Source organism: Vibrio sp. KMM 9700, assembly GCF_058545285.1.
The window spans coordinates 2,216,527-2,236,264 of sequence record NZ_CM178589.1 but is presented as its reverse complement, the minus strand read 5'-3'; the positions used below and the strand labels follow the sequence as shown (position 1 = coordinate 2,236,264).

The 19,738-nt window shown below is 43.0% G+C and carries 20 protein-coding genes; 5 read left to right on the top strand and 15 right to left on the bottom strand.

The window, feature by feature from the left end; genetic code table 11:
- Positions 1-86: 86 nt before the first annotated feature.
- From ompW to thiI, 6 genes are all read right to left on the bottom strand, one after another.
- Positions 87-740, bottom strand: a complete 654-nt coding sequence (ompW, locus tag AC2VOY_RS10020) for an outer membrane protein OmpW (RefSeq protein ID WP_491831201.1) — start codon at positions 738-740, stop codon at positions 87-89.
- Between the two features lie 265 nt (positions 741-1,005).
- Positions 1,006-2,097 carry a 23S rRNA (cytidine(2498)-2'-O)-methyltransferase RlmM gene (gene rlmM / locus AC2VOY_RS10015; RefSeq protein WP_491831200.1) on the bottom strand — a complete coding sequence of 364 codons (1,092 nt, stop codon included), beginning with the start codon at positions 2,095-2,097 and terminating at the stop codon, positions 1,006-1,008.
- Positions 2,098-2,121: 24 nt separating this feature from the next.
- Entirely contained in the window at positions 2,122-2,523 is a 402-nt protein-coding gene (locus tag AC2VOY_RS10010; RefSeq protein ID WP_491831199.1) for a DUF423 domain-containing protein, read from the bottom strand.
- Between the two features lie 43 nt (positions 2,524-2,566).
- A complete protein-coding gene (locus tag AC2VOY_RS10005) occupies positions 2,567-3,313 on the bottom strand; it encodes an alpha/beta family hydrolase (RefSeq protein ID WP_491831197.1) in 747 nt (248 codons plus the stop codon).
- 2 nt (positions 3,314-3,315) lie between these two features.
- Positions 3,316-4,251 carry a transcriptional regulator GcvA gene (locus AC2VOY_RS10000; RefSeq protein ID WP_491831195.1) on the bottom strand — a complete coding sequence of 312 codons (936 nt, stop codon included), beginning with the start codon at positions 4,249-4,251 and terminating at the stop codon, positions 3,316-3,318.
- Positions 4,252-4,826: 575 nt separating this feature from the next.
- Positions 4,827-6,275: a tRNA uracil 4-sulfurtransferase ThiI gene (gene thiI, locus AC2VOY_RS09995; RefSeq protein ID WP_491831193.1), complete on the bottom strand. Its 1,449-nt coding sequence runs from the start codon at positions 6,273-6,275 to the stop codon at positions 4,827-4,829.
- Between the two features lie 166 nt (positions 6,276-6,441).
- Here thiI and xseB point away from each other — a divergent pair, with 166 nt between their 5' ends.
- The 3 genes from xseB to dxs all read left to right on the top strand — a co-directional run bounded on the left by xseB (position 6,442) and on the right by dxs (position 9,664).
- A complete protein-coding gene (gene xseB / locus AC2VOY_RS09990) occupies positions 6,442-6,789 on the top strand; it encodes an exodeoxyribonuclease VII small subunit (RefSeq protein ID WP_491831191.1) in 348 nt (115 codons plus the stop codon).
- A 17-nt stretch (positions 6,790-6,806) separates the two neighbouring features.
- Positions 6,807-7,694: a (2E,6E)-farnesyl diphosphate synthase gene (gene ispA, locus AC2VOY_RS09985; RefSeq protein WP_491831190.1), complete on the top strand. Its 888-nt coding sequence runs from the start codon at positions 6,807-6,809 to the stop codon at positions 7,692-7,694.
- An 83-nt stretch (positions 7,695-7,777) separates the two neighbouring features.
- Positions 7,778-9,664, top strand: a complete 1,887-nt coding sequence (gene dxs / locus AC2VOY_RS09980) for a 1-deoxy-D-xylulose-5-phosphate synthase (RefSeq protein WP_491831188.1) — start codon at positions 7,778-7,780, stop codon at positions 9,662-9,664.
- A 120-nt stretch (positions 9,665-9,784) separates the two neighbouring features.
- Here the strand turns inward: dxs and pgpA are convergent, their stop codons facing one another.
- From pgpA to nrdR, 8 genes are all read right to left on the bottom strand, one after another.
- A complete protein-coding gene (gene pgpA / locus AC2VOY_RS09975; RefSeq protein WP_491833073.1) occupies positions 9,785-10,297 on the bottom strand; it encodes a phosphatidylglycerophosphatase A in 513 nt (170 codons plus the stop codon).
- Positions 10,298-10,325: 28 nt separating this feature from the next.
- Positions 10,326-11,384, bottom strand: coding sequence for a thiamine-phosphate kinase (gene thiL / locus AC2VOY_RS09970; protein ID WP_491831187.1), 1,059 nt, complete (start codon positions 11,382-11,384; stop codon positions 10,326-10,328).
- Positions 11,385-11,486: 102 nt separating this feature from the next.
- Complete coding sequence (gene nusB, locus AC2VOY_RS09965) at positions 11,487-11,954, bottom strand: transcription antitermination factor NusB (protein WP_491831185.1); 468 nt, start codon at positions 11,952-11,954, stop codon at positions 11,487-11,489.
- Positions 11,955-11,972: 18 nt separating this feature from the next.
- Positions 11,973-12,440, bottom strand: coding sequence for a 6,7-dimethyl-8-ribityllumazine synthase (gene ribH, locus AC2VOY_RS09960; RefSeq protein ID WP_491831184.1), 468 nt, complete (start codon positions 12,438-12,440; stop codon positions 11,973-11,975).
- A gap of 108 nt (positions 12,441-12,548) precedes the next feature.
- Entirely contained in the window at positions 12,549-13,655 is a 1,107-nt protein-coding gene (gene ribBA, locus AC2VOY_RS09955) for a bifunctional 3,4-dihydroxy-2-butanone-4-phosphate synthase/GTP cyclohydrolase II (RefSeq protein ID WP_491831183.1), read from the bottom strand.
- Between the two features lie 47 nt (positions 13,656-13,702).
- Positions 13,703-14,362, bottom strand: coding sequence for a riboflavin synthase (locus tag AC2VOY_RS09950; protein ID WP_491831182.1), 660 nt, complete (start codon positions 14,360-14,362; stop codon positions 13,703-13,705).
- Positions 14,363-14,423: 61 nt separating this feature from the next.
- Complete coding sequence (ribD, locus tag AC2VOY_RS09945; RefSeq protein WP_491831181.1) at positions 14,424-15,521, bottom strand: bifunctional diaminohydroxyphosphoribosylaminopyrimidine deaminase/5-amino-6-(5-phosphoribosylamino)uracil reductase RibD; 1,098 nt, start codon at positions 15,519-15,521, stop codon at positions 14,424-14,426.
- Positions 15,522-15,549: 28 nt separating this feature from the next.
- Positions 15,550-15,999, bottom strand: coding sequence for a transcriptional regulator NrdR (gene nrdR / locus AC2VOY_RS09940; RefSeq protein WP_491831180.1), 450 nt, complete (start codon positions 15,997-15,999; stop codon positions 15,550-15,552).
- 381 nt (positions 16,000-16,380) lie between these two features.
- On the opposite strand from nrdR, the gene AC2VOY_RS09935 reads away from it, so the two are divergent.
- Together AC2VOY_RS09935 and AC2VOY_RS09930 are read left to right on the top strand one after the other, a co-directional pair.
- Positions 16,381-17,652: an OmpP1/FadL family transporter gene (locus AC2VOY_RS09935; protein WP_491831179.1), complete on the top strand. Its 1,272-nt coding sequence runs from the start codon at positions 16,381-16,383 to the stop codon at positions 17,650-17,652.
- A 177-nt stretch (positions 17,653-17,829) separates the two neighbouring features.
- Positions 17,830-18,483 carry a lipocalin family protein gene (locus AC2VOY_RS09930; protein WP_491831177.1) on the top strand — a complete coding sequence of 218 codons (654 nt, stop codon included), beginning with the start codon at positions 17,830-17,832 and terminating at the stop codon, positions 18,481-18,483.
- 116 nt (positions 18,484-18,599) lie between these two features.
- Here the strand turns inward: AC2VOY_RS09930 and AC2VOY_RS09925 are convergent, their stop codons facing one another.
- The gene (locus AC2VOY_RS09925) at positions 18,600-19,691 is read right to left on the bottom strand and encodes a permease (RefSeq protein ID WP_491831176.1); all 1,092 of its coding nucleotides are present in this window, start codon (positions 19,689-19,691) and stop codon (positions 18,600-18,602) included.
- Between the last annotated feature and the right edge of the window lie 47 nt (positions 19,692-19,738).

Below are 19,738 nucleotides of genomic sequence, written 5' to 3'. Positions count from 1 at the left end.
GTTTATTTTAAAAATAAAAAATGCCCAGTATAAAAAATACTAGGCATCTCTCAATTTTAAAATATATTTATGCGAAATGATTCTTATTAGAAGGTATAACCCACGCCAATCATATACACAACAGGATCAATATCTATGCTATATTTTTGACGCTCACCACCTGCATAAAATACTGCATCGGTTTCAATATCTGCATACCAAACTTGGGCATTGACGAACCATTTATCATCTAGCATATAGTCCATCCCTGCGTGCACAGCCCAGCCTACTGAGTTATCTAAAGACAAATTGCTTAAGCCTAGATCCTTTGCACCTTGATTTAAGTCACTGTCAAAGAAGTTGGTAAAGTTAATCCCTGCGCCAACATACGGACGCCAAGTTGACTGCGCATCACCAAAATAGTATTGCAACATCAAGGTTGGTGGCAATTGTTTGGTATCACCAACCTCACCTAAACCACCGACTGAAATATCATGCTCAAAAGGCGTTGCAGCCAGCAGTTCAATACCTATATTATCCGTTGCCATATAAGTGAAGTTAAGGCCTAACGCCCACGCATCATCCACTTCAAACTCACCATTACCTAAAACATTACTGCTGTCTTCATTAGGAGACACATTAATTGCACCCGCGCGAACTAAGAAATCACCTGCTTGGTGTGCATATGTTGGGAGTGCAAAGGTAGCAAGAGAGGAGCTAATCGCAAGGGCCGTCAGCGTTTTTGTTATAGTTAATTTCATGGTTTTTCCTCAAAAGTGATATAAATGTTAAGAAACCGATAAAGTGGTGAATTTCTTAACATAAAAAGAATGGACTTGGCTAAAATGTCACACTTTTGTTAAGGAAAAAATGATCTTTATCAATTTTCACTTTTCGTTTAAAAAGCGATGATTCTTTTTGTGAGGGATATCCAACTAACTCTTTAGGATTAAGCATAAGTTGACATCAAAGGGAGGTTTGACTCGCCCCAACCCATGAAAGTTAGAGCGAGAAAATAGCGAGAGATTAGTGCGGAGAGATATTTGATAACACTTGGATATGAACCGTAATTTCTTCGCGATCATGATATAGATGCTTGGCTTGGAGCTTAAACTTCACTTCATATTCGGTTAAGAAAGCTTTTAAGTTTTCAATATCTTCAAGCACTTCATCATAACGGCCTTTCATCGGCAGCTTTAAGTTAAAGATAGCTTCTTTGGCCCAACCACGAATCAGCCACTGGCCCATTAACTGTGCCACACGAGATGGTTTTTCGATCATGTCGCACACCAGCCAAGTAACGTTTTTCTTCATCGGCTCAAATTTAAAGCCATCTTCAGCATGGTGCTTCACTTGGCCTGTATCCATTAAACTTTGCGCCATCAAGCCATTATCAATCGCATGCACAAACATAGAACGCTTAACCAGTTGATAGGTCCAACCGCCCGGGCAAGCACCTAAATCAACGGCCCACATACCAGGCGCAAGACGCGTGTCCCACTCTTCTTTTGGAATAAAGACGTGGAAAGCTTCTTCAAGCTTAAGGGTTGAGCGACTCGGCGCATCACTTGGGAATTTCAGTCTTGGAATACCCATGAAAAACTGCGAGTTGTTTTTAGTTAATGAATAACCGATATAGCACTGACCCGGTGCGATAAAGCAAATATGCAGCACTGGTTTTTTCGGGTTATCTTTTTGAAATAAGAATTTTTTGCCACGCAGTGCGCCACGTAATGGCACAGTAAACTTACGGCAGAACTTTAACAGCTCTTTTGCTTCATTCGTATCTGGGGTTTCAACACGCAAGTCACCGCAAACTGGCATAGTTTCTAAGCCGTCAATGGTTTCAAGCACAGGCGTAATGCGATCTTCACTTGGTAAATCTTCAACAAGATCTGAAACCGCCATCATTTGACGTGCAAAAATCAGACTCTTAAAATCGATTTTTTCAATTAGGCGATCGGCATCCCCTTCTTGATAACACTCAAAGACGACATAAGCTGAGTTTTTCTTGACGCGCGGAAAACCAAAGAGCTCAAGATCATTGGCTTTGTCTTGAATTTCACCTGCGCATTCTTTCTCAAAGCCTTGGCGACAATAAATTAGTACCTGTTTCACAGATCCACCTTGTTGATATAAAAATTAAGATTTAGACATCTTAAGTGCAGCCAAAAATAAATTAAACCAACCGACTAAAAAGAAGACACCACCTAAAGGCGTGATTGGCCCAAAGAATTTGACTCCAGTTAAAGCCAGCGCATAGAGGCTGCCACTAAAACAAAAGATGCCGATGATAAAGCAAATTGATCCAATCACCAATCTTTTATGTACGATTTGGTCGACTTCTTTTGCTATCAAAATAGAGCAAGCCAGAAGCGCCAACGTGTGCCACATTTGATATTGGACACCGGTTTTAAAAACTTCAACTAAATCAAGGGAGATTAACTTAGTTAAACCATGCGCAGCAAAAGCGCCTAACGCAACACTAGCCAAACCACTTAACGCAGCAAAGATCAAAATTCGAGTCCCATTACACTTATGCATTTTCTTCTCCATTAAAAACCGGATCATGTGACAGCCGCTTTAGTTAAAGATGTTGCGTCATAAACTTAAGCAAACATAAAGAGGCTGTTGAAATATGCGCAGCCTGAGTTAAACCCGACTTCACTCTTGGCTTAAAACTATGATCGCCATCTTCTAGCCACTCAAAATCAAGTTTAGGGTCAAGTAATTGCTGCGCTTGATAGTTTTTCACCTCTTCAAGTGTTCCCATAGTATCACGCGTACCTTGCACTATCAGAATTGGCTTTTCGATTTTTTGCAAATGCGCAGATTTTAATTTATCCGACTTTGGCGCGTGGAAAGGAAAACCTAAGCACACCACACCACGAATCGGCAGCGCTTGAATCGCCTCCGGCTGCATTTGGGCTAGCGCCGTCACATTGGTTTTACTCTGCGAGCTTTCAATGCAAGCCGCTGAATTGGCGAATAAACTCGCCATGCGCCCGCCCATCGACTTGCCAGCAATAAATAACGGCACATCCGAGCCGAAAAAAGGCTGCATCATTTGATAATAACAATTTAAAAGTTTCGGCGCGCGATCAGGCGGTCGTTTGCTTTGATCTTCAATCCGCTGCTGCATATAGTCAAAGTTGAATCGGATCAGCTCAAGGTTAAACTGCAACCCCTTTGCTTGGTTTAATAGCTCTTGGCTAAAGCGATCCATCCACTCATGCGTCATCCCAGCTCCTGCGCCATGAGCCAGAAAAAGTCGAGCCTGTAGCGGCGCAGTCGCGCTGACGCTGTGTTCAATAATTTGCTGCGAAGCTGTCATTATTATTTACCGCCTAAATCACGATAAATACGATCATCACGTAGCAAGTCTTGCTCACTCGCCGCCTTTTGTAGCATCCAGTCTCTAAAGGTTGCGACGCGGCCTACATCGGCTTGCTTGGCATCACAGACGACATAAAAGGCATTTTTACTCACCAGCACTTCATCAAAGGCTTGCACCAAACGTCCGGCTTCCAGCTCAGGTTGCACCAAAACATTATTGACTAGCGCAATCCCTTGCCCATGCGCCGCCGCTTGGATCACCATGCTTGAGTGACTAAAAATGGGCCCTTGGTTAAGATTGACGCTTTCAATATGATGCTCTTTGGCATACTGCTTCCAGTCTTTACGCGAGCTATCATGCAAAAGTGTATGCGCTTTTAAGTCTTCCAAGGTATTGAGCGGCTTGTCACCAAGCAAAAGTTGCGGTGAACACACAGGCAAAAGACATTCAAGATAAAGCTTATCAGCGCGCACGCCCGGCCAATTGCCGCGACCATAATAAATCGCCACATCGACATCATCGGTTAACAGGCCATCATCCATATCAACGGCTTTAATACGCACATCAATATCTGGCTGCTTAGCATTAAAGTCAGCCAAACGTGGCACCAGCCATTGAATCGCAAAGCTTGGGCTCAGGCTTATGGTTAACGCGCCCTTTTCGCTACGCTCTAAAACTTTATCCGTGGCATCGGCAATTTCAGTGAAAATATCTTTGATATCTAAAAAATAGCCTTGGCCTTCTTCGGTTAACAAAAGCGAGCGATTACGACGACGAAACAGTTTGATCCCCAAAAATTCTTCTAGCGCTTTGACTTGGTGACTGACTGCGGCTTGGGTAACAAATAATTCTTCTGCGGCGCGGGTGAAACTTAAATAACGGGCTGCGGCTTCAAAAACACGTAAAGAGTTCAGTGGGGGTAAACGTCTCGCCATAATATGCCTACTATAAATGCCTTCATTGAGGTGAAAGGAAGAGTAAAAGTAATGAATAGAGATAACTAATTTTGTGATCTGAATCTTAACTGATTTTATGTGAGCGCGTCTAGTTAAGATTAGAAAAACTTATCTGAACCATTATAAATTGTCCCTTGCTGAAAGTGTGATAAAGCTCTATATTTCACCCCACATTAATTCGGTGCACATGCTGCTGCTTGTGGACAGGTTCAAGTCTTTTTTGAATTTCATTAATGGTAATGTTGTGTTTGCATGACTCTCAGAGTTTTGCTTTGCTAGATCACCCCTCATTGATTTAGCGATTTAGAATTTGAATGATTCAAATACTTGCCGTATCTTTTGATGCGGCTTTTTTTTGCCTGCTATTTCCCCTTCAAAATCCACGTATAAAAAAACGCCAACCCTAGGGCTGACGTCTGATTTAAAAAACAGCGTTTCAATAAGTAAATCTTATCTTGCAGTTTTCATCTGTAACTGAGATCCAATATCCAAAATAGTTGGGACTGTAACAGTGCAGCTAACGCAGTGACAGTTCCAAATATGAAGGATATTGATTATGGACGGTAAACTTTTACATTACTAAAGCCCAAATCTTGCAGATAAAGCGCCTGCAAACGGCTCATTACACCGCGATCACAATAGAGTAAATACTCTTTGCTTTGATCTAGGTCGCCAAAGTTGGTCGCTAGCTTATAGAAAGGTAAGTGAGTCACTTGTGCCCCTTCCACTTCTAGCGGGTTTTGATCTTCTTCATCTGGGCTACGAATATCTAAAATCACGCTGTTTGTAGCAATTTCTTGCACTTGCTCGATTTCTGGCACTTGCTCTTGGGTTTCTTCTTCCACTGCGCGAATATCCATCACGCGAGCGTTCGCTACCACTTCTTCTAGAATAGAAAAATCAAAGTTTTGTTCTTCTGCTTCTAGTTTCGCTTTGACCGCTTTCACCGTTGGTTTTTTCGAGATCACGCCGCAATACTCTGGCATGACTTTGGCAAAATCTTCGGTGCCAATTTCACGTGCAAGCTTGATGATATCTTCTTTGTCCCAGTTAATAAGCGGACGCAAAATCAAGGTATCTGTGACGTTATCAATCAAACGCAAGTTAGTTAAAGTTTGGCTTGATACTTGGCCAAGCGCTTCGCCTGTGATCAAAGCTTCAATGCCAAACTTCTCTGCAACCATGCCGCCTGCGCGCATAAACATACGCTTAAGCACAACGCCCATTTGACCGTCATCGATGTTTTCAAGAATTTGCGCAACCACTGGTTCAAAATCAACCGAGATGAATTTCACCTTAGCTGAAGAGCCATATTTCTTCCATAAGAAGTGCGACACTTGCTTCACGCCGATTTCGTGCGCAGGACCGCCCAAGTTAAAGAACAAGAAATGAGTTTTTGAGCCACGTTTAATGTGCAGATAGCTTGAAACGCCCGAGTCAAAACCGCCTGAGATAAGGCTTAAGACATCTTCTTGCGTGCCAAGTGGGAAACCGCCTAGACCTTGATGACGTGCAATCACTTGGTTTAGTTTGTCTTGCGCCAGTTCAACATTCACTGTGACGTCAGGATTTTTCAGCTTCACTTTCGCTGACTCAACCGCTTGGTTTAGACCGCCGCCAACATAACGCTCAAGATCAATTGAAGTAAAGTCATGCTTACCGCGACGCTTCACACGCACAACAAAGGTCTTGCCTTCAATCTTGTCACGACTTTGCTCTAACACTTGTTCATAAATGTCGTGCATGTCGGAAAATTCAGACTGTAAGACTTCTAAACTATGATGGATACCCGGCGTGTGGGTTAAAATTTGTAGCACTTGGTCATAATATTTATCAGACTCAGAGCTCACTTCAATGTGGTCACGACGGTTGAATACGGCAACAGACTCTGTTTCTCGTTTGATAATATTACGAATATTGCATTCCAAAACACGGGTGAAACGCTTACGCACTGAATCACTTTTAACAAAGATTTCTGGATGGGGTTTGACAATAAACTTCATATTATATTTTCACTTGAGGATAAAGGCGCAAAATTATACACAATATTTCCATTTAAGTCACTTTTGTATCGCTGTTAAGGAATTTAAACGAGTTTTTACGCTTAAGGTATTGTATCATTTGGCAAACCCTTTAAGCTTCATTTGTAAGTTAGCAAAGATAGGCAAGATGATGACGAATTCAAATCAAAACCAAGACTTAAATTTAAATTTTGAGCAGTCGCTTAATGAGTTAGAGCAACTGGTTCATCAACTCGAATCAGGCGAGCTTTCCCTTGCTGATTCATTGAAAAAGTTTGAACGCGGCATCCAACTTGCACGTGTCAGCCAGCAACAACTCACATCTGCGCAGCAACAAGTTGAAATTTTACTGTCAGATCAGGATAATGCCGAACTTGCTGATTTTAACGCACAAGATGGTGTGCAAGAGCGACAAGCCAACTACTCAAATCAAAACCAAGCGCCAACTCGTAATATAGATGACGTTCCTTTTGACCTAGATGACACTCCTTTTTAAGTGGTATGAGTTTTTAAATGACACAGATGGATTTAACAAGTTACCAAGCGCTAAGTAATCAAACCCTTAGCCAATGGTTAGAGACGCTTCCTGCCAAACAAAACAAGATGATCCAAGCCATGCATCACGGTTTATTGCTCGGCGGCAAACGTGCGCGTCCTTATCTTGTGTATATTACAGGTGAAATGTTTGGGCTTAAGACATCAGACTTAAATACTCCCGCTGCGGCAATTGAATGTATTCACGCTTATTCGCTTATTCATGATGACTTGCCCGCGATGGATGACGATGATTTACGTCGTGGTCAGCCCACTTGTCACAAAAAGTTTGATGAAGCGAGCGCTATTTTAGCTGGTGATGCGCTCCAGACGTTGGCTTTTGAAATTCTCGCCAATGGTCAGCTTGCCTCTCAATCTGAAAGCTATCGCATTGAGTTAATTAAAGAATTAGCCAAAGCATCGGGCGCTAATGGCATGTGTTTAGGCCAAGCGTTTGATCTTGATGCGGAGAACAAGCAAGTTGATCTTGAAACTCTTGAAACTATTCATCGAAATAAGACCGGAGCTTTGATAAAATGCGCCGTTCGAATGGGTGCGATTTGTGCTGGCGAGCAAGGCATCAAAGCGTTAGATAAGCTTGATCGCTACGCCGAAGCTGTGGGGTTAGCCTTCCAAGTGCATGATGATATTTTAGATATTATTAGTGATACTCAAACCCTAGGTAAGCCGCAAGGCTCTGATCTCGAGCATAATAAAAGCACCTACCCTGCCCTGTTAGGCCTAGATGGTGCTAAACAAAAAGCCTTAGATCTAGTTGCGGATGCACAAAAAGCATTGCAAGAAATCCCATTTGATACACACTTACTAGAAGCATTTGCAAATTACGCTATCGAGCGCCGCAATTAATCATCGATAACGCAACCCTATATAACAGCTGGCATATACAGCAATAACATTTATGCAGCAATGACAATAAAGCGCGAAGACCTATGACACTTGATATCTCAAAATATCCAACACTGGCACTTGTAGACACGCCAGATGACTTACGTATCCTTCCAAAAGACCGTTTAGAGCCTTTGTGTGATGATCTGCGTACGTATTTATTAAACTCTGTTAGCCAATCAAGTGGACACTTAGCTTCTGGTCTTGGCACAGTCGAGCTTACCGTTGCCTTGCATTATGTTTATAACACGCCTTTTGACAAGCTTATTTGGGATGTTGGTCATCAAGCTTATCCGCATAAAATTTTGACCGGTCGCCGCGAACGCCTCACTACTATTCGCCAAAAAGATGGGCTGCATCCTTTCCCTTGGCGTGAAGAAAGTGAGTACGATACTTTATCTGTCGGTCACTCTTCGACCTCAATCAGTGCCGGTCTTGGGATGGCAATTGCTGCGCAAAAAGAAGGCCAAGGACGTAAAGTTGTCAGCGTGATTGGTGATGGCGCGATCACCGCAGGCATGGCATTTGAAGCCATGAACCACGCAGGCGATGTGCACCCTGACATGTTAGTCATCTTAAATGACAATGAGATGTCAATTTCTGAAAATGTTGGCGCTTTAAACAATCACCTAGCTCAGCTGTTAACCGGTGATTTTTATACTTCGATTCGTGAAGGTGGTAAAAAAGTTCTGTCGAATATGCCGCCAATTAAAGAGCTTGTACGCCGCACGGAAGAGCATTTAAAAGGCATGGTTGTGCCAGGCACTATGTTTGAAGAGCTGGGTTTTAATTATATTGGCCCGGTTGATGGGCACAATGTGGAAGAGCTAGTTAAAACGCTGAAGAATATGCGACAGCTCAAAGGCCCGCAAGTGCTTCATATCATGACGAAAAAAGGCAAAGGCTATGAGCCAGCGGAAAAAGATCCGATTGGTTATCACGGCGTGCCAAAATTTGATCCAAGCCATGATAGCTTGCCTAAAGCAAAAGATCCTAAACCTAGTTTTTCAAAGATTTTTGGTGACTTTTTGTGTGATATGGCAGCCATAGATCCAAAACTGATGGCAATCACTCCTGCGATGCGTGAAGGCTCAGGCATGGTGCGTTTTTCAAAAGAATTTCCTGAGCAATATTTTGATGTCGCAATTGCCGAGCAGCACGCCGTTACCCTTGCCTCTGGTTTTGCAATTTCTGGCTTAAAACCAATTGTTGCGATTTACTCGACTTTCTTGCAACGCGGTTATGATCAATTGATCCACGATGTGGCAATCATGAACTTGCCTGTGATGTTTGCAATTGACCGCGCAGGGATTGTCGGCGCAGATGGTCAGACTCACCAAGGGGCGTTTGACATTAGCTTTATGCGCTGCATTCCAAACATGGTGATTATGACGCCAAGTGATGAAAACGAATGCCGTCAGATGCTTTACACTGGCCACATGCACCAAGGGCCAAGCGCAGTACGCTACCCTCGCGGCGGCGCAACCAATGCCCAAATCCAAGAGCAAATGACAGTGCTTGAAATCGGTAAAGGTTTAGTCGTGCGTCCGATGAAAGATGAAACGAAAGCCGAGCCAAAAGTCGCGATTTTAAACTTTGGTACTTTCCTAGCCAGCAGTTTAGAAGCGGCGCAAAACCTAGATGCAACGGTTGCAGATATGCGTTTTGCCAAACCGCTTGATACTGGGCTGATTGATACGTTAGTTGCTAGCCATGATGTGCTCGTCACCATTGAAGAAAATGCGATAGCAGGTGGCGCGGGCGCGGGCGTGATTGAATACTTAATGGCGAGTAAGCAAATTAAACCTGTGTTGCAACTTGGCCTACCGGATAAGTTTGTTCCACAAGGCACTCAGCAAGAGGTTTATCAAGACCTTGGTTTAGATGCTGTTGGCATTGAGCGTCAAGTGCGTGATTATTTAGCTAAATAGTTAGCGAAATAGCTAACACAAAATAAAACCAGTAAAAGTTAGTCTTTTAAAACCTCCCCACATCGCCAAGTTTGGCGTGGGGAGGTTATATCAAATAAAGTGATTTAAACTAAATACCCACTAAACAATATACCCACTAAGCAACGCTAAGAAAATTGCAGCCATGACCCCAGCAGCAATATCATCTATCATGATCCCAAAACCGCCGTGCGTATTTTTATCAAGCCAACTGATTGGCCAAGGTTTTATCATATCAAAAATTCGAAAGAGGACGAAACCTGCGCCGATAAGCTGCCAATTATAAATATCTAAGCCCATCATCAGCACGGGTAACATAGTGATCCAAAAGCCAACAAACTCATCCCAAACAATCCCGCCATGATCATGCACTTCCATCGCATCAGATGCTTTTTGGCAGATAAGATTGCCTAGCCACCATGAAAATAGCACCACAGCAATATAGACATAAAGCGGCAAGTGCATCAGCACAAGATAAAATGGGATCGCCATTAGAGTGCCCATAGTCCCGGGAATGATTGGCGATAAACCACTGCCAAAGCCCACTGCTGACAAATGCCAGAGGTTCTTTAAGTCTAGCTTTTTCAGTGCGCTGCGCTTGTCTTGGCTGCTCATTTTAAATTTTGGCGTATGTTGTGTCATCTTAAGTCCTAAAGTGGTCAAAACCTGCAAGCTGCCAGTCTAGCTTTTGCTGATTAAGAAATAGCTCAATGTTTGGCGCAGCATTTTGCGTGCACTGCCCGATACACGCAATGGGTGTCTTCGTTTTCGTAGCAATGGTTTGAATTTTATCAAAATCTTGTGCAGAGATAGTAAAACAAATCTCATACTCTTCGCCACTTGTTAGTGCCATTTGCAGCGCTTTTTGATGATTCGCATCAAGATTATTTAAGCTTTTAACACTTTGACTGACTTGATAAAAGCCAAGTACGTCTGGTGCAATGGGTAAGTCTTGCAGGTTTATCTGCGCGCCCAGCTTTGAGGCTTTTAGAATATGCGCCAAATCGGCAACTAGGCCATCAGAAATATCAATGCAGCTTGTGGCAAGGCCGCGCAATGCTTCGCCTAAAGCAACTCTTGGGCTGGCATCAAAGTGGCTCTTAGCAAGCCTTGCTTCAAGCTCTGTTAATGTATGATCTTTTACTTGCTTCGCCTGATTTAAAATCACCTCAAGCCCTGCGCCTGCTGCGCCCAAATCACCTGATACACAAATTAAGTCACCCGCTTTTGCCCCGTGGCGATATAAAGCTTGGCCCTGTGGAATAAAGCCTTGAATCGTAAAGCCTATATTTAATGGCCCAGACGTTGTATCCCCACCAATGAGCTGTAAATGATATGCATTGGCTAATTCAAACATACCTTGGCAAAATTGCCCAAGCCAGTCTTGTATACTAAGACCGGTTTGTCTTTCAAACTCAGCAGCTTTAGGCAAAGTCAGCGCGAGTGATAACCAAGCCGGCGTCGCCCCCATCGCGGCCAGATCGCTTAAATTTGAGGCAAGGGTTTTATGTGCGATAAGCCTTGGATCGGCGTCAATTAAAAAGTGTGTACCTGCAACGCATGAGTCCGTGCTGATCGCAATTTGCATGCCTTGCGGCGGAGTTAAAATGGCGCAATCATCCCCAAGACCGAATGCAACATCACCTCGATTTAGCTGCTGCTTGGCAAAGTAGTCTTTGATCAGTTCAAATTCTCCAGACATGCATTATTCCCTTAGTTACAGACAACAAAAAGGCCAGCAAACGCTGACCCCTTAGATTGCACTTCAAGTTTATCGAGTTAACGATAAAAACTCAAAATACTCTTATTTTTTACGCACATGTGGCGCAGCTTTATCTAATACACCATTGATAAACTTATGGCTATCTTCTGCTGCAAACACTTTTGCTAGTTCAATCGCTTCATTGATTACAACTTTATATGGAACATCGTCACGACGCGTCATTTCATACATAGCAAGACGTAAAAGTGCAAGTTCCATCATATCCAAGTCTTGCATTGGGCGAGACAGATATGGACGAAGTTTGCTATCTAGGTCATTGGTTGATAACACAACGCCAGATAAAAGATCTTGGAAGTAAGCAACATCTGTTTCAGGTGCTTTTAAGCTTGGCTCTTTGGCATGATGTTCTTCTTCATCATACTTTTCACCAGTTAAAAACTGCTGTTCGATAGTTGCTAGGTTTTCCTTGGTTACTTGCCAAGAATAGATTGCTTGTAGTGCAAATTGACGTGCATTACGACGTGCGGCTGGATTCACGCGAGCCCCCATATATATAAAGTGTTGAAATTAGTCGATTTGACTTAATACATTAATCATTTCTAGTGCGCTTAGAGCGGCTTCATTGCCCTTGTTACCAGCCTTGGTTCCCGCACGCTCAACAGCTTGATCGATTGTATCAACTGTTAATACGCCAAATGCAACAGGTAGGCTATATTCAAGAGAAACTTGAGCAAGACCTTTGTTACACTCGCTACATACATAATCAAAGTGTGGTGTACCACCACGAATAACAGTACCTAGTGATACGATTGCATCAAATTTACCTGTTTTCGCAACACGTTGCGCAGTCAATGGAAGCTCAACGGCTCCAGGGCAACGAACCACAGTGATATTTTCATCACTGACTTGACCATGGCGCTTTAACGTATCAATTGCGCCAGAAAGTAGGCTTTCATTGATAAAGCTGTTAAAACGAGAAATCACAATTGCGATTTTAGCATTTGGTGCAGCGAAGTTACCTTCGATCACTTTCATAGTGTCATCCTTACAAACGGTTTTGCTAGAAAAAAGATTAACTCTAGTGAGAATCGGCGGATTTTATCACAAATTCTCACTTTTTGTTTAACTATTTTTAATTAAAAATTATTCAACCACGTATTCAACCACGTTCAAGCCAAAGCCTGACAGCGAGTGGTAACGCTTATTCTCTGACGATAGCAAACGCATATCCGTGATCCCAAGATCAGCTAAGATTTGCGAGCCCACACCAACGCGACGTGATGTGCCTTGTTTTTTTGCAAGCACTGGCGCTTTGCCTTGATCTTGAGCTTCAAATGTTTTCACTTTATGAATGAGATTTTCAGTGCTTTCTTCATGACCAAGCACAACCAATACACCACCTTCTGCCGCGATTTTTTGCATTGCATCATCCAAGCCCCAGCTGCGATCAGCGCTGCGATCAGAGCGAAGCACATCGGTAAATACATCTTGCAAGTGCACACGAACTAAAGGTTTATTGGTTAAATCACCGTGACACATTGCAAAGTGAACTTGGTTATCAATCGTGTCTTTGTAAGTCACAAGATTAAACTCACCAAATTGAGTCGGTAGTTTACACTCAGCGACACGCTCAATAGTGGTTTCTGTGTTATTACGATATTCGATAAGATCAGCAATCGTGCCAAGCTTGATGCCGTGCTTCTCACCAAAGATTTCAAGATCTGGGCGACGCGCCATTTCACCATCATCTTTTAGAATTTCAACGATAACCGCTGCTGGCTCAAGCCCTGCTAGACGCGCTAAATCACAACCTGCTTCCGTGTGGCCTGCGCGAGTTAACACGCCACCATCTTGCGCTGAAAGTGGGAAAATATGTCCGGGTTGAACCAAATCTGACGCTTTGGCATCTTTTGCCACAGCAGCTTGCACTGTCACCGCGCGATCTTTAGCTGAAATACCAGTGGTCACGCCTTCTGCGGCTTCAATTGAAACCGTAAACGCCGTGCTATATTGCGCCGTGTTGTCCGTGACCATTGGCGGCAAACCAAGTTTTTCGCAACGCTCTTTCGTCATGGTCAGACAAATCAAACCACGGCCATGAGTGGCCATAAAGTTAATCGCTTCTGGCGTAACATGTTCAGCTGCAATGATGATATCGCCTTCGTTTTCACGATCTTCATCATCCATTAAAATCACCATTTTACCTTGGCGAATATCTTCAATAATCTCTTCTGGGCGACTAATAGCCATTTTTAATTCCTATTTAATATTCATCTATACGCTGGGTATATTTGTGCTTACGCAAAGCCATTTTGCGCCAGAAATTCCATTGTCAAACGTGATTCTGGTGCTTCTTGTTGTTCATTTTTACCTAAAAGTAAACGCTCTAAGTAACGCGCAATCACGTCCACTTCAAGGTTAACTTTACGCCCGACAGCAAAGCTATCTATCGTGGTTTCTTCGCTGGTATGCGGCACGATAGTGATTTTAAACGCATTTTTGCGTAAATCATTCACAGTCAAGCTAATCCCATCAATCGTAATCGAGCCTTTATGGGCAATATAACGCTCTAAACTATCTGGCACGCTGATCCAATATTCAACCGCGCGGCCAACTTGATTGCGCTCGATAATTTCACCTATATCATCCACATGACCAGAAACAATATGCCCACCAAAACGAGTGGTTGGCAACATAGCTTTTTCAAGGTTCACTTGTGAGCCGACATCAATTTGCGAAAAACTGCTGCGCTTTAAGGTTTCAAGAGATAAGTCGGCTTGGTAGCTATGATTATCAAACGCAATCACAGTCAAGCACACGCCATTGGTTGCAATACTATCACCAAGTGCCACATCAGACATATCAAGCTTGCCGACTTCAACAGTTAAGCGAATATCTTCCCCTTTTGGGGTGATCGCGGCAACTGTGCCAACCGCTTCAACGATTCCTGTAAACATAAACGATTCCAGTAAATATAAATAATTTTAATAAAATGCATGACTGGGTCATGAAGACACTTTAGTTAATTCTTTTCATGGTTAGGCGAACATCTTCACCAACTTGCGCCACATCGGCAAGGCTAAAACAGGTTAATTCTGACATTGACGTTAAGCCTGTGATCGCGGTTAAACCTTGGGCATCATCACCCATTAATTTTGGCGCAATATAGATAATCAGCTCATCAACTAAATCAAGCTCGAGCAAATTCGTGGCCAGGGTTCGCCCTGCTTCCACCCAAATATGATTGACTTGCTCATCACTTGCTACTTGTTTAAGGATTTGTTTTAAATCAAGGTCATTCTCAATGAAAACCACTTCACCAGGGGTATTCATCAGCTTTAAGCTTTGTGAGTTTTGCGCGTTGATGCTTTGTTTACGGTTTAAAATGATCCGCTTAGGCTGGCGCACTGGCAGCTTATATTGATTTTTAACCGTTTGCGGCAACTCGTCAAAGCGCACATTTAAGCTGGCATCATCACGCAACACTGTGCGGCTGGTTGATAAAATGGCTCCCGCTTTGGCGCGATAAACCTGCACATCCGAGCGCGCAGGGCTAGCTGTGATCCATTTGCTTTCGCCATTGGCAAGCGCGGTTTTGCCATCTAAACTCATTGCAAGTTTAAGCTGCACATACGGCATGCCAGTTTTCATCTTTTTAATAAAGCCAAGGTTTAAGGCATGGGCTTTATCTTCAAAAAGACCAACGTCCACTTGAATTCCCGCAGCGCGTAGCATCTCGATTCCGCGACCAGAAACTTCAGGATTAGGGTCAACCATAGCGCATACCACACGCGCCACTTTGGCTTCGATTAAGGCTTTGGCGCAAGGCGGCGTACGGCCAAAATGCGAACAAGGCTCAAGGGTGACATAAGCAGTGGCACTTTGCGCGCTCAAGCCTTTTTCTTTTAACATGGCTAAGGCATGTACTTCAGCATGCGGCGTACCGGCACGTAAATGCGCCCCTTCACCAATGATTTGTCCATCTAAAGAAATCACGCAACCCACATTTGGATTGGGCGCTGTGGTAAATTCACCTTGTTTAGCAAGTTCCAAGGCACGCGCCATCATGCGTCGATCATGTGGCGAAAAAGGTGTTTGCGCTTGCATATATTTCATTTTTTGCTTCTTATTCTTCTAGATGCGATTAATCTTCAAGGCGGGCGATTTCTTCACCAAATTCACGAATATCTTCAAAACTGCGATACACAGAAGCGAAACGGATATAAGCGACTTTATCTAAGCTTTTCAGCTCATCCATGACCAAGTTACCTATCATATCACTCGGCACTTCACGTTCACCTGTGGCGCGTAATTTAGACTTAATGCGGCTAATGGTGAGCTCGACATCATCGGCGCTCACTGGGCGTTTTTCTAATGCGCGTTGCAAACCACCAACCATTTTATCTTCGTCAAATGGTTCTCGGTTACCGTTTGTTTTTACAACTTTCGGCATCACAAGTTCTGCCATTTCAAAGGTTGTAAAGCGCTCGCTACAACTTAAACATTGACGGCGGCGGCGCACTTGATGACCGTCAGCAACCAAGCGTGAATCAATCACCTTGGTCTCGGTCTCACAACAAAATGGGCAATGCATATTTGCTCTCCTTAAACTTTTGTATAGTTTAGCCGATTTCATAGTTTGAAGCGACAGGCTGTGTTTGTTTGCAGCAAAATTAAGCAAATATCCCTGCTTTGGTAATGATTTTGTCTAAAAGAGTCGAAATAAACAGAGTTTTAAAAAAATAACGCTATAGTTTTATAGCCATTGATTAAGTTATTGGTTTCCCTATCAATATTAATGACTTCTAATTAATCGCCCAGTGTTTTTAACTTAAATATCACCACACATTCGCAATGGTCGGATTTGTGATACTCCTTCCTATCTGCATAATGCGCCCTCACTTTTCGAGCGACATCACATTTTTATGTAAGTTCATCCTTGCAACTTGCATTACTTTTTGTTTTAGGACACTCCATGACATCTCAAACTTTTCGCCGCACACTTACTTCAAGTCTTGTGGCCGCAAGTCTTTTGTTTGCAACAAGCTCAGCTTTCGCAGGCGGTTATCAATTAAATAACCAATCAGCCAAAGGCTTAGGCCGTGCGTTTGCAGGTGATGCGGTAATCGCAGATGACGCTTCTGTAATGTCGCGTAATGCTGCGGCAATGACGATGTTTGATACCGATGCGATTTCATTTGGTATGAGTGTTGTTGATACTGATATTCAAGTAAAAAGCGGCACTTACCACCCAATTGTCGGAGCAGATCAAGACACTTCTTTTGATCAGGCCGGCGATACATCTTACGTGCCAAACATGTATTACATCCACCCAGTGAATGACAAATGGGCGATTGGCTTTATGGGTTACACCAACTTTGGCACTAAAACCGAGTTCGATGACAGCATGGTTGGCGTTGAGTATGGCGGCCTAACGGATGTAAAAAGCTTTAACTTAGGCTTTGCTGCAGCTTATCGCGTCGATGAGCACTGGAGCTTTGGCGCAGGAATTGACGCCATTTACGGTGAAGGCAGACTAAAGCGTAGCTACACTGCGCCAAAATTAAAGCCTTGGGGTGATGATCCTAGCGCGCAAGAAGTATTAGATATCGATGCAAATGGATGGGCATTTGGCGCAAATGTTGGCGTTGTCTATGAAGTGAATGATAATCATAGATTTGGCTTTAGCTATCACTACAGCCCACGTTTAGATGCAAAAGGTGATGTCACCATTGCTGGCGAAACACATAAAGATACGCTTAAACTGCCACTACCGGACATGATTGAGTTTTCTGGTTATCATCGCCTAAACAATGCCTTTGCTGTGCACTACAGCATCCAACATGTGACTTGGGATGAGTTTGATACACTCGATTTAGAAAAAACTGGCGCAATCAAAAACTACCAATGGGAAGATACTTTCCATTATGCAATTGGCGGAACTTGGTACGTCAGCCCTGAGTGGACTCTTCGCGCAGGTTATATGTACGATGAAAGTGCGCAAGGCGATTATGGATCGGTATCTGTGCCAGATTCTGCGCGCAACTGGTTTTCAACCGGTGCAACCTATGCATGGAATCAAAACTCGGCTATCGACTTTGGCTTTACTTACCTAATGGGTGAAGACAATGATGTGCATGAAGCTTATACATTCCCAGCAGAATCTGATAACGAGCTGACTAGCATTGATGCGGTAACACGTGCGGATGCACTGATCTTTGGTTTGCAGTACAGCCATAGTTTCTAATTAAAAGTTACTAGCAATCAAGAATCTAAGGGTAAGCCATCATGGTTTGCCCTTTTTTATTTGTAACTCATAAACATATATTTTGATTTGAATTTCATCTATAGTAAGAAAACTAAATATGCTTTATCTTAGCTAAGACAAAAAGCATAGATATCGATAATAAAGAAGGAATTTGATATGAAACGTTTGATCACAAGTGTTAGCCTTTGCGCTGCCCTCCTTGCTGGTTGTACTGGCACTCCAAAAGGCATTGAACCTGTGAGCAATTTTAATGCCGAGAACTTTTATGGCACATGGCATGAAGTCGCGCGACTTGATAACTCGTTTGAAGAAGGCTTAAGCCTAGTCACAGCTTCATATCAACCGCTGCCAGATAACCAAATTTCAGTCACTAATCGCGGCTTTAATATGGCTGAAGGTAAGTGGGAGCAGGACACAGCGAAAGGTGAGTTTGCCAAAGACCCACAAACAGGACACCTTAATATCTCTTTCTTATGGCCGTTTGAAGCAAGCTATGTCGTCTTCTATCTTGAAGATGATTATTCTGTCGCACTTGTAACGAGTCATAATAAAGATTATCTATGGATTTTGTCGAAAAACCGTCAATTACCAGAATCTGAAATTCAACGCTATGTTTCCATCGCCCAAGAAGCAGGCTTTGATACCAGTAAGCTAATCTTCGATAAAGATAACCAAAATCTTTTAGAGGGCGTTCAAGCTTTATATAAATATGAAGAAGATGCTGATCGCGTCACGCCGCTAAGTGAAGAAGAATACACAGATGCAGAGCTACACATTATGCCAGCCCAGCATGCTGCAAAAATCAATTAAGTGATAGACGCTTAAGCGCTTAACTGACAAACAAAAAAGTCGCCAAGTAATCTACTTAGGCGACTTTTTTATACGCGTTGCAATGCTTTAAGTTTAGCTATAGTGACTATGGTGTATTAAACAATTAGATAGTTATATAAGAACCCTGCACTAATCGCCATGCTTAAAACCACCACTAAAAATGCAATAATCATCTGAATTTTAAAGATAGATTTAAGCAAGATCACTTCCGTTAAACTCGCCCCTGCACTGCCAATAATTAATGCCATCACTGAACCTAGCGCCATCCCTTTTTGCACTAATGCTGCGCTTAATGGGATCACAGCTTCAGCGCGAATATATAAAGGAATACCAATCACGGCAGCCACTGGAATCGCATACCAATGCGCAGTGCCCGTATATTTTGTGATAAATTCTGTTGGCACAAAGCCATAAATAAATGAGCCGATAAAAATACCTAACATCAAATACGGGAAGACTTGTTTAAAATCAGCCCAAGTTGAACGCCAAATTGCTTGATACATGGCTTTGGAAACTTTTGGTTTCTTGGTTGTTTCACCAGCGCAGCAAGAAGACGACTCAACTTTTGGCGCAGAAGCGCAGCAAGATGATTTATCTTCAATATTTGGTTCAACTTTCGACTCACTGCTGCAACAGCTTGACGTCTGCTCAGCTTTTGGCTCTGAGCTACAACAACTTGATTTTTCTTCGGCTTTCGGCTCACTGCCACAACAAGAAACTTCAATGCTGCCTTGGTAGGCTTCTTCTTTGACATAACGCTCAAAGCCAAGCTTTTCAAGCACGACGCCAGCAATAATTGACACAGATAAGGCTAATACAAAATAAAAGATCGCCACTTTGGCGCCAAAGGTCACCACAAATAAACCAATAATAATTGGGTTAAGTAGCGGGCTGGCAAACAAGAACACCATCATAGGGCCAAAGCCTGCGCGTGCGCGCAATAAGCCTTTCAAAAATGGGATGGTCGAACATGAACAAAAAGGCGTGATCGCACCAGATAATGCAGCAATCACATAACCTTTGCCATGTCTGGAGCTGAGCAAATTTTGAATTTTTTCAGGGGTTAATACGACTTGCAATAAACCCACTAAGTAGCTGATGACTAAAAATAAAACTATTAGCTCAGCGGATAAAAAGGCAAACATTGACGCGGCTTCTTTGAGCATGGCAATCCAATCTATTGGCATAGGAGTCTCTCTTAAACTACATTTCGATAATTATGGAAATAATAAGT

What these genes read in the sequence shown, in the direction of transcription:
- ompW (WP_491831201.1), bottom strand. Translation starts at nt 740, where the DNA reads ATGAAATTAACTATAACAAAAACGCTGACGGCCCTTGCGATTAGCTCC.
- AC2VOY_RS10010 (WP_491831199.1), bottom strand. Translation starts at nt 2,523, where the DNA reads ATGCATAAGTGTAATGGGACTCGAATTTTGATCTTTGCTGCGTTAAGT.
- AC2VOY_RS10005 (WP_491831197.1), bottom strand. Translation starts at nt 3,313, where the DNA reads ATGACAGCTTCGCAGCAAATTATTGAACACAGCGTCAGCGCGACTGCG.
- AC2VOY_RS10000 (WP_491831195.1), bottom strand. Translation starts at nt 4,251, where the DNA reads ATGGCGAGACGTTTACCCCCACTGAACTCTTTACGTGTTTTTGAAGCC.
- thiI (WP_491831193.1), bottom strand. Translation starts at nt 6,275, where the DNA reads ATGAAGTTTATTGTCAAACCCCATCCAGAAATCTTTGTTAAAAGTGAT.
- xseB (WP_491831191.1), top strand. Translation starts at nt 6,442, where the DNA reads ATGATGACGAATTCAAATCAAAACCAAGACTTAAATTTAAATTTTGAG.
- ispA (WP_491831190.1), top strand. Translation starts at nt 6,807, where the DNA reads ATGACACAGATGGATTTAACAAGTTACCAAGCGCTAAGTAATCAAACC.
- dxs (WP_491831188.1), top strand. Translation starts at nt 7,778, where the DNA reads ATGACACTTGATATCTCAAAATATCCAACACTGGCACTTGTAGACACG.
- pgpA (WP_491833073.1), bottom strand. Translation starts at nt 10,297, where the DNA reads ATGAGCAGCCAAGACAAGCGCAGCGCACTGAAAAAGCTAGACTTAAAG.
- thiL (WP_491831187.1), bottom strand. Translation starts at nt 11,384, where the DNA reads ATGTCTGGAGAATTTGAACTGATCAAAGACTACTTTGCCAAGCAGCAG.
- nusB (WP_491831185.1), bottom strand. Translation starts at nt 11,954, where the DNA reads ATGGGGGCTCGCGTGAATCCAGCCGCACGTCGTAATGCACGTCAATTT.
- ribH (WP_491831184.1), bottom strand. Translation starts at nt 12,440, where the DNA reads ATGAAAGTGATCGAAGGTAACTTCGCTGCACCAAATGCTAAAATCGCA.
- ribBA (WP_491831183.1), bottom strand. Translation starts at nt 13,655, where the DNA reads ATGGCTATTAGTCGCCCAGAAGAGATTATTGAAGATATTCGCCAAGGT.
- AC2VOY_RS09950 (WP_491831182.1), bottom strand. Translation starts at nt 14,362, where the DNA reads ATGTTTACAGGAATCGTTGAAGCGGTTGGCACAGTTGCCGCGATCACC.
- ribD (WP_491831181.1), bottom strand. Translation starts at nt 15,521, where the DNA reads ATGAAATATATGCAAGCGCAAACACCTTTTTCGCCACATGATCGACGC.
- nrdR (WP_491831180.1), bottom strand. Translation starts at nt 15,999, where the DNA reads ATGCATTGCCCATTTTGTTGTGAGACCGAGACCAAGGTGATTGATTCA.
- AC2VOY_RS09935 (WP_491831179.1), top strand. Translation starts at nt 16,381, where the DNA reads ATGACATCTCAAACTTTTCGCCGCACACTTACTTCAAGTCTTGTGGCC.
- AC2VOY_RS09930 (WP_491831177.1), top strand. Translation starts at nt 17,830, where the DNA reads ATGAAACGTTTGATCACAAGTGTTAGCCTTTGCGCTGCCCTCCTTGCT.
- AC2VOY_RS09925 (WP_491831176.1), bottom strand. Translation starts at nt 19,691, where the DNA reads ATGCCAATAGATTGGATTGCCATGCTCAAAGAAGCCGCGTCAATGTTT.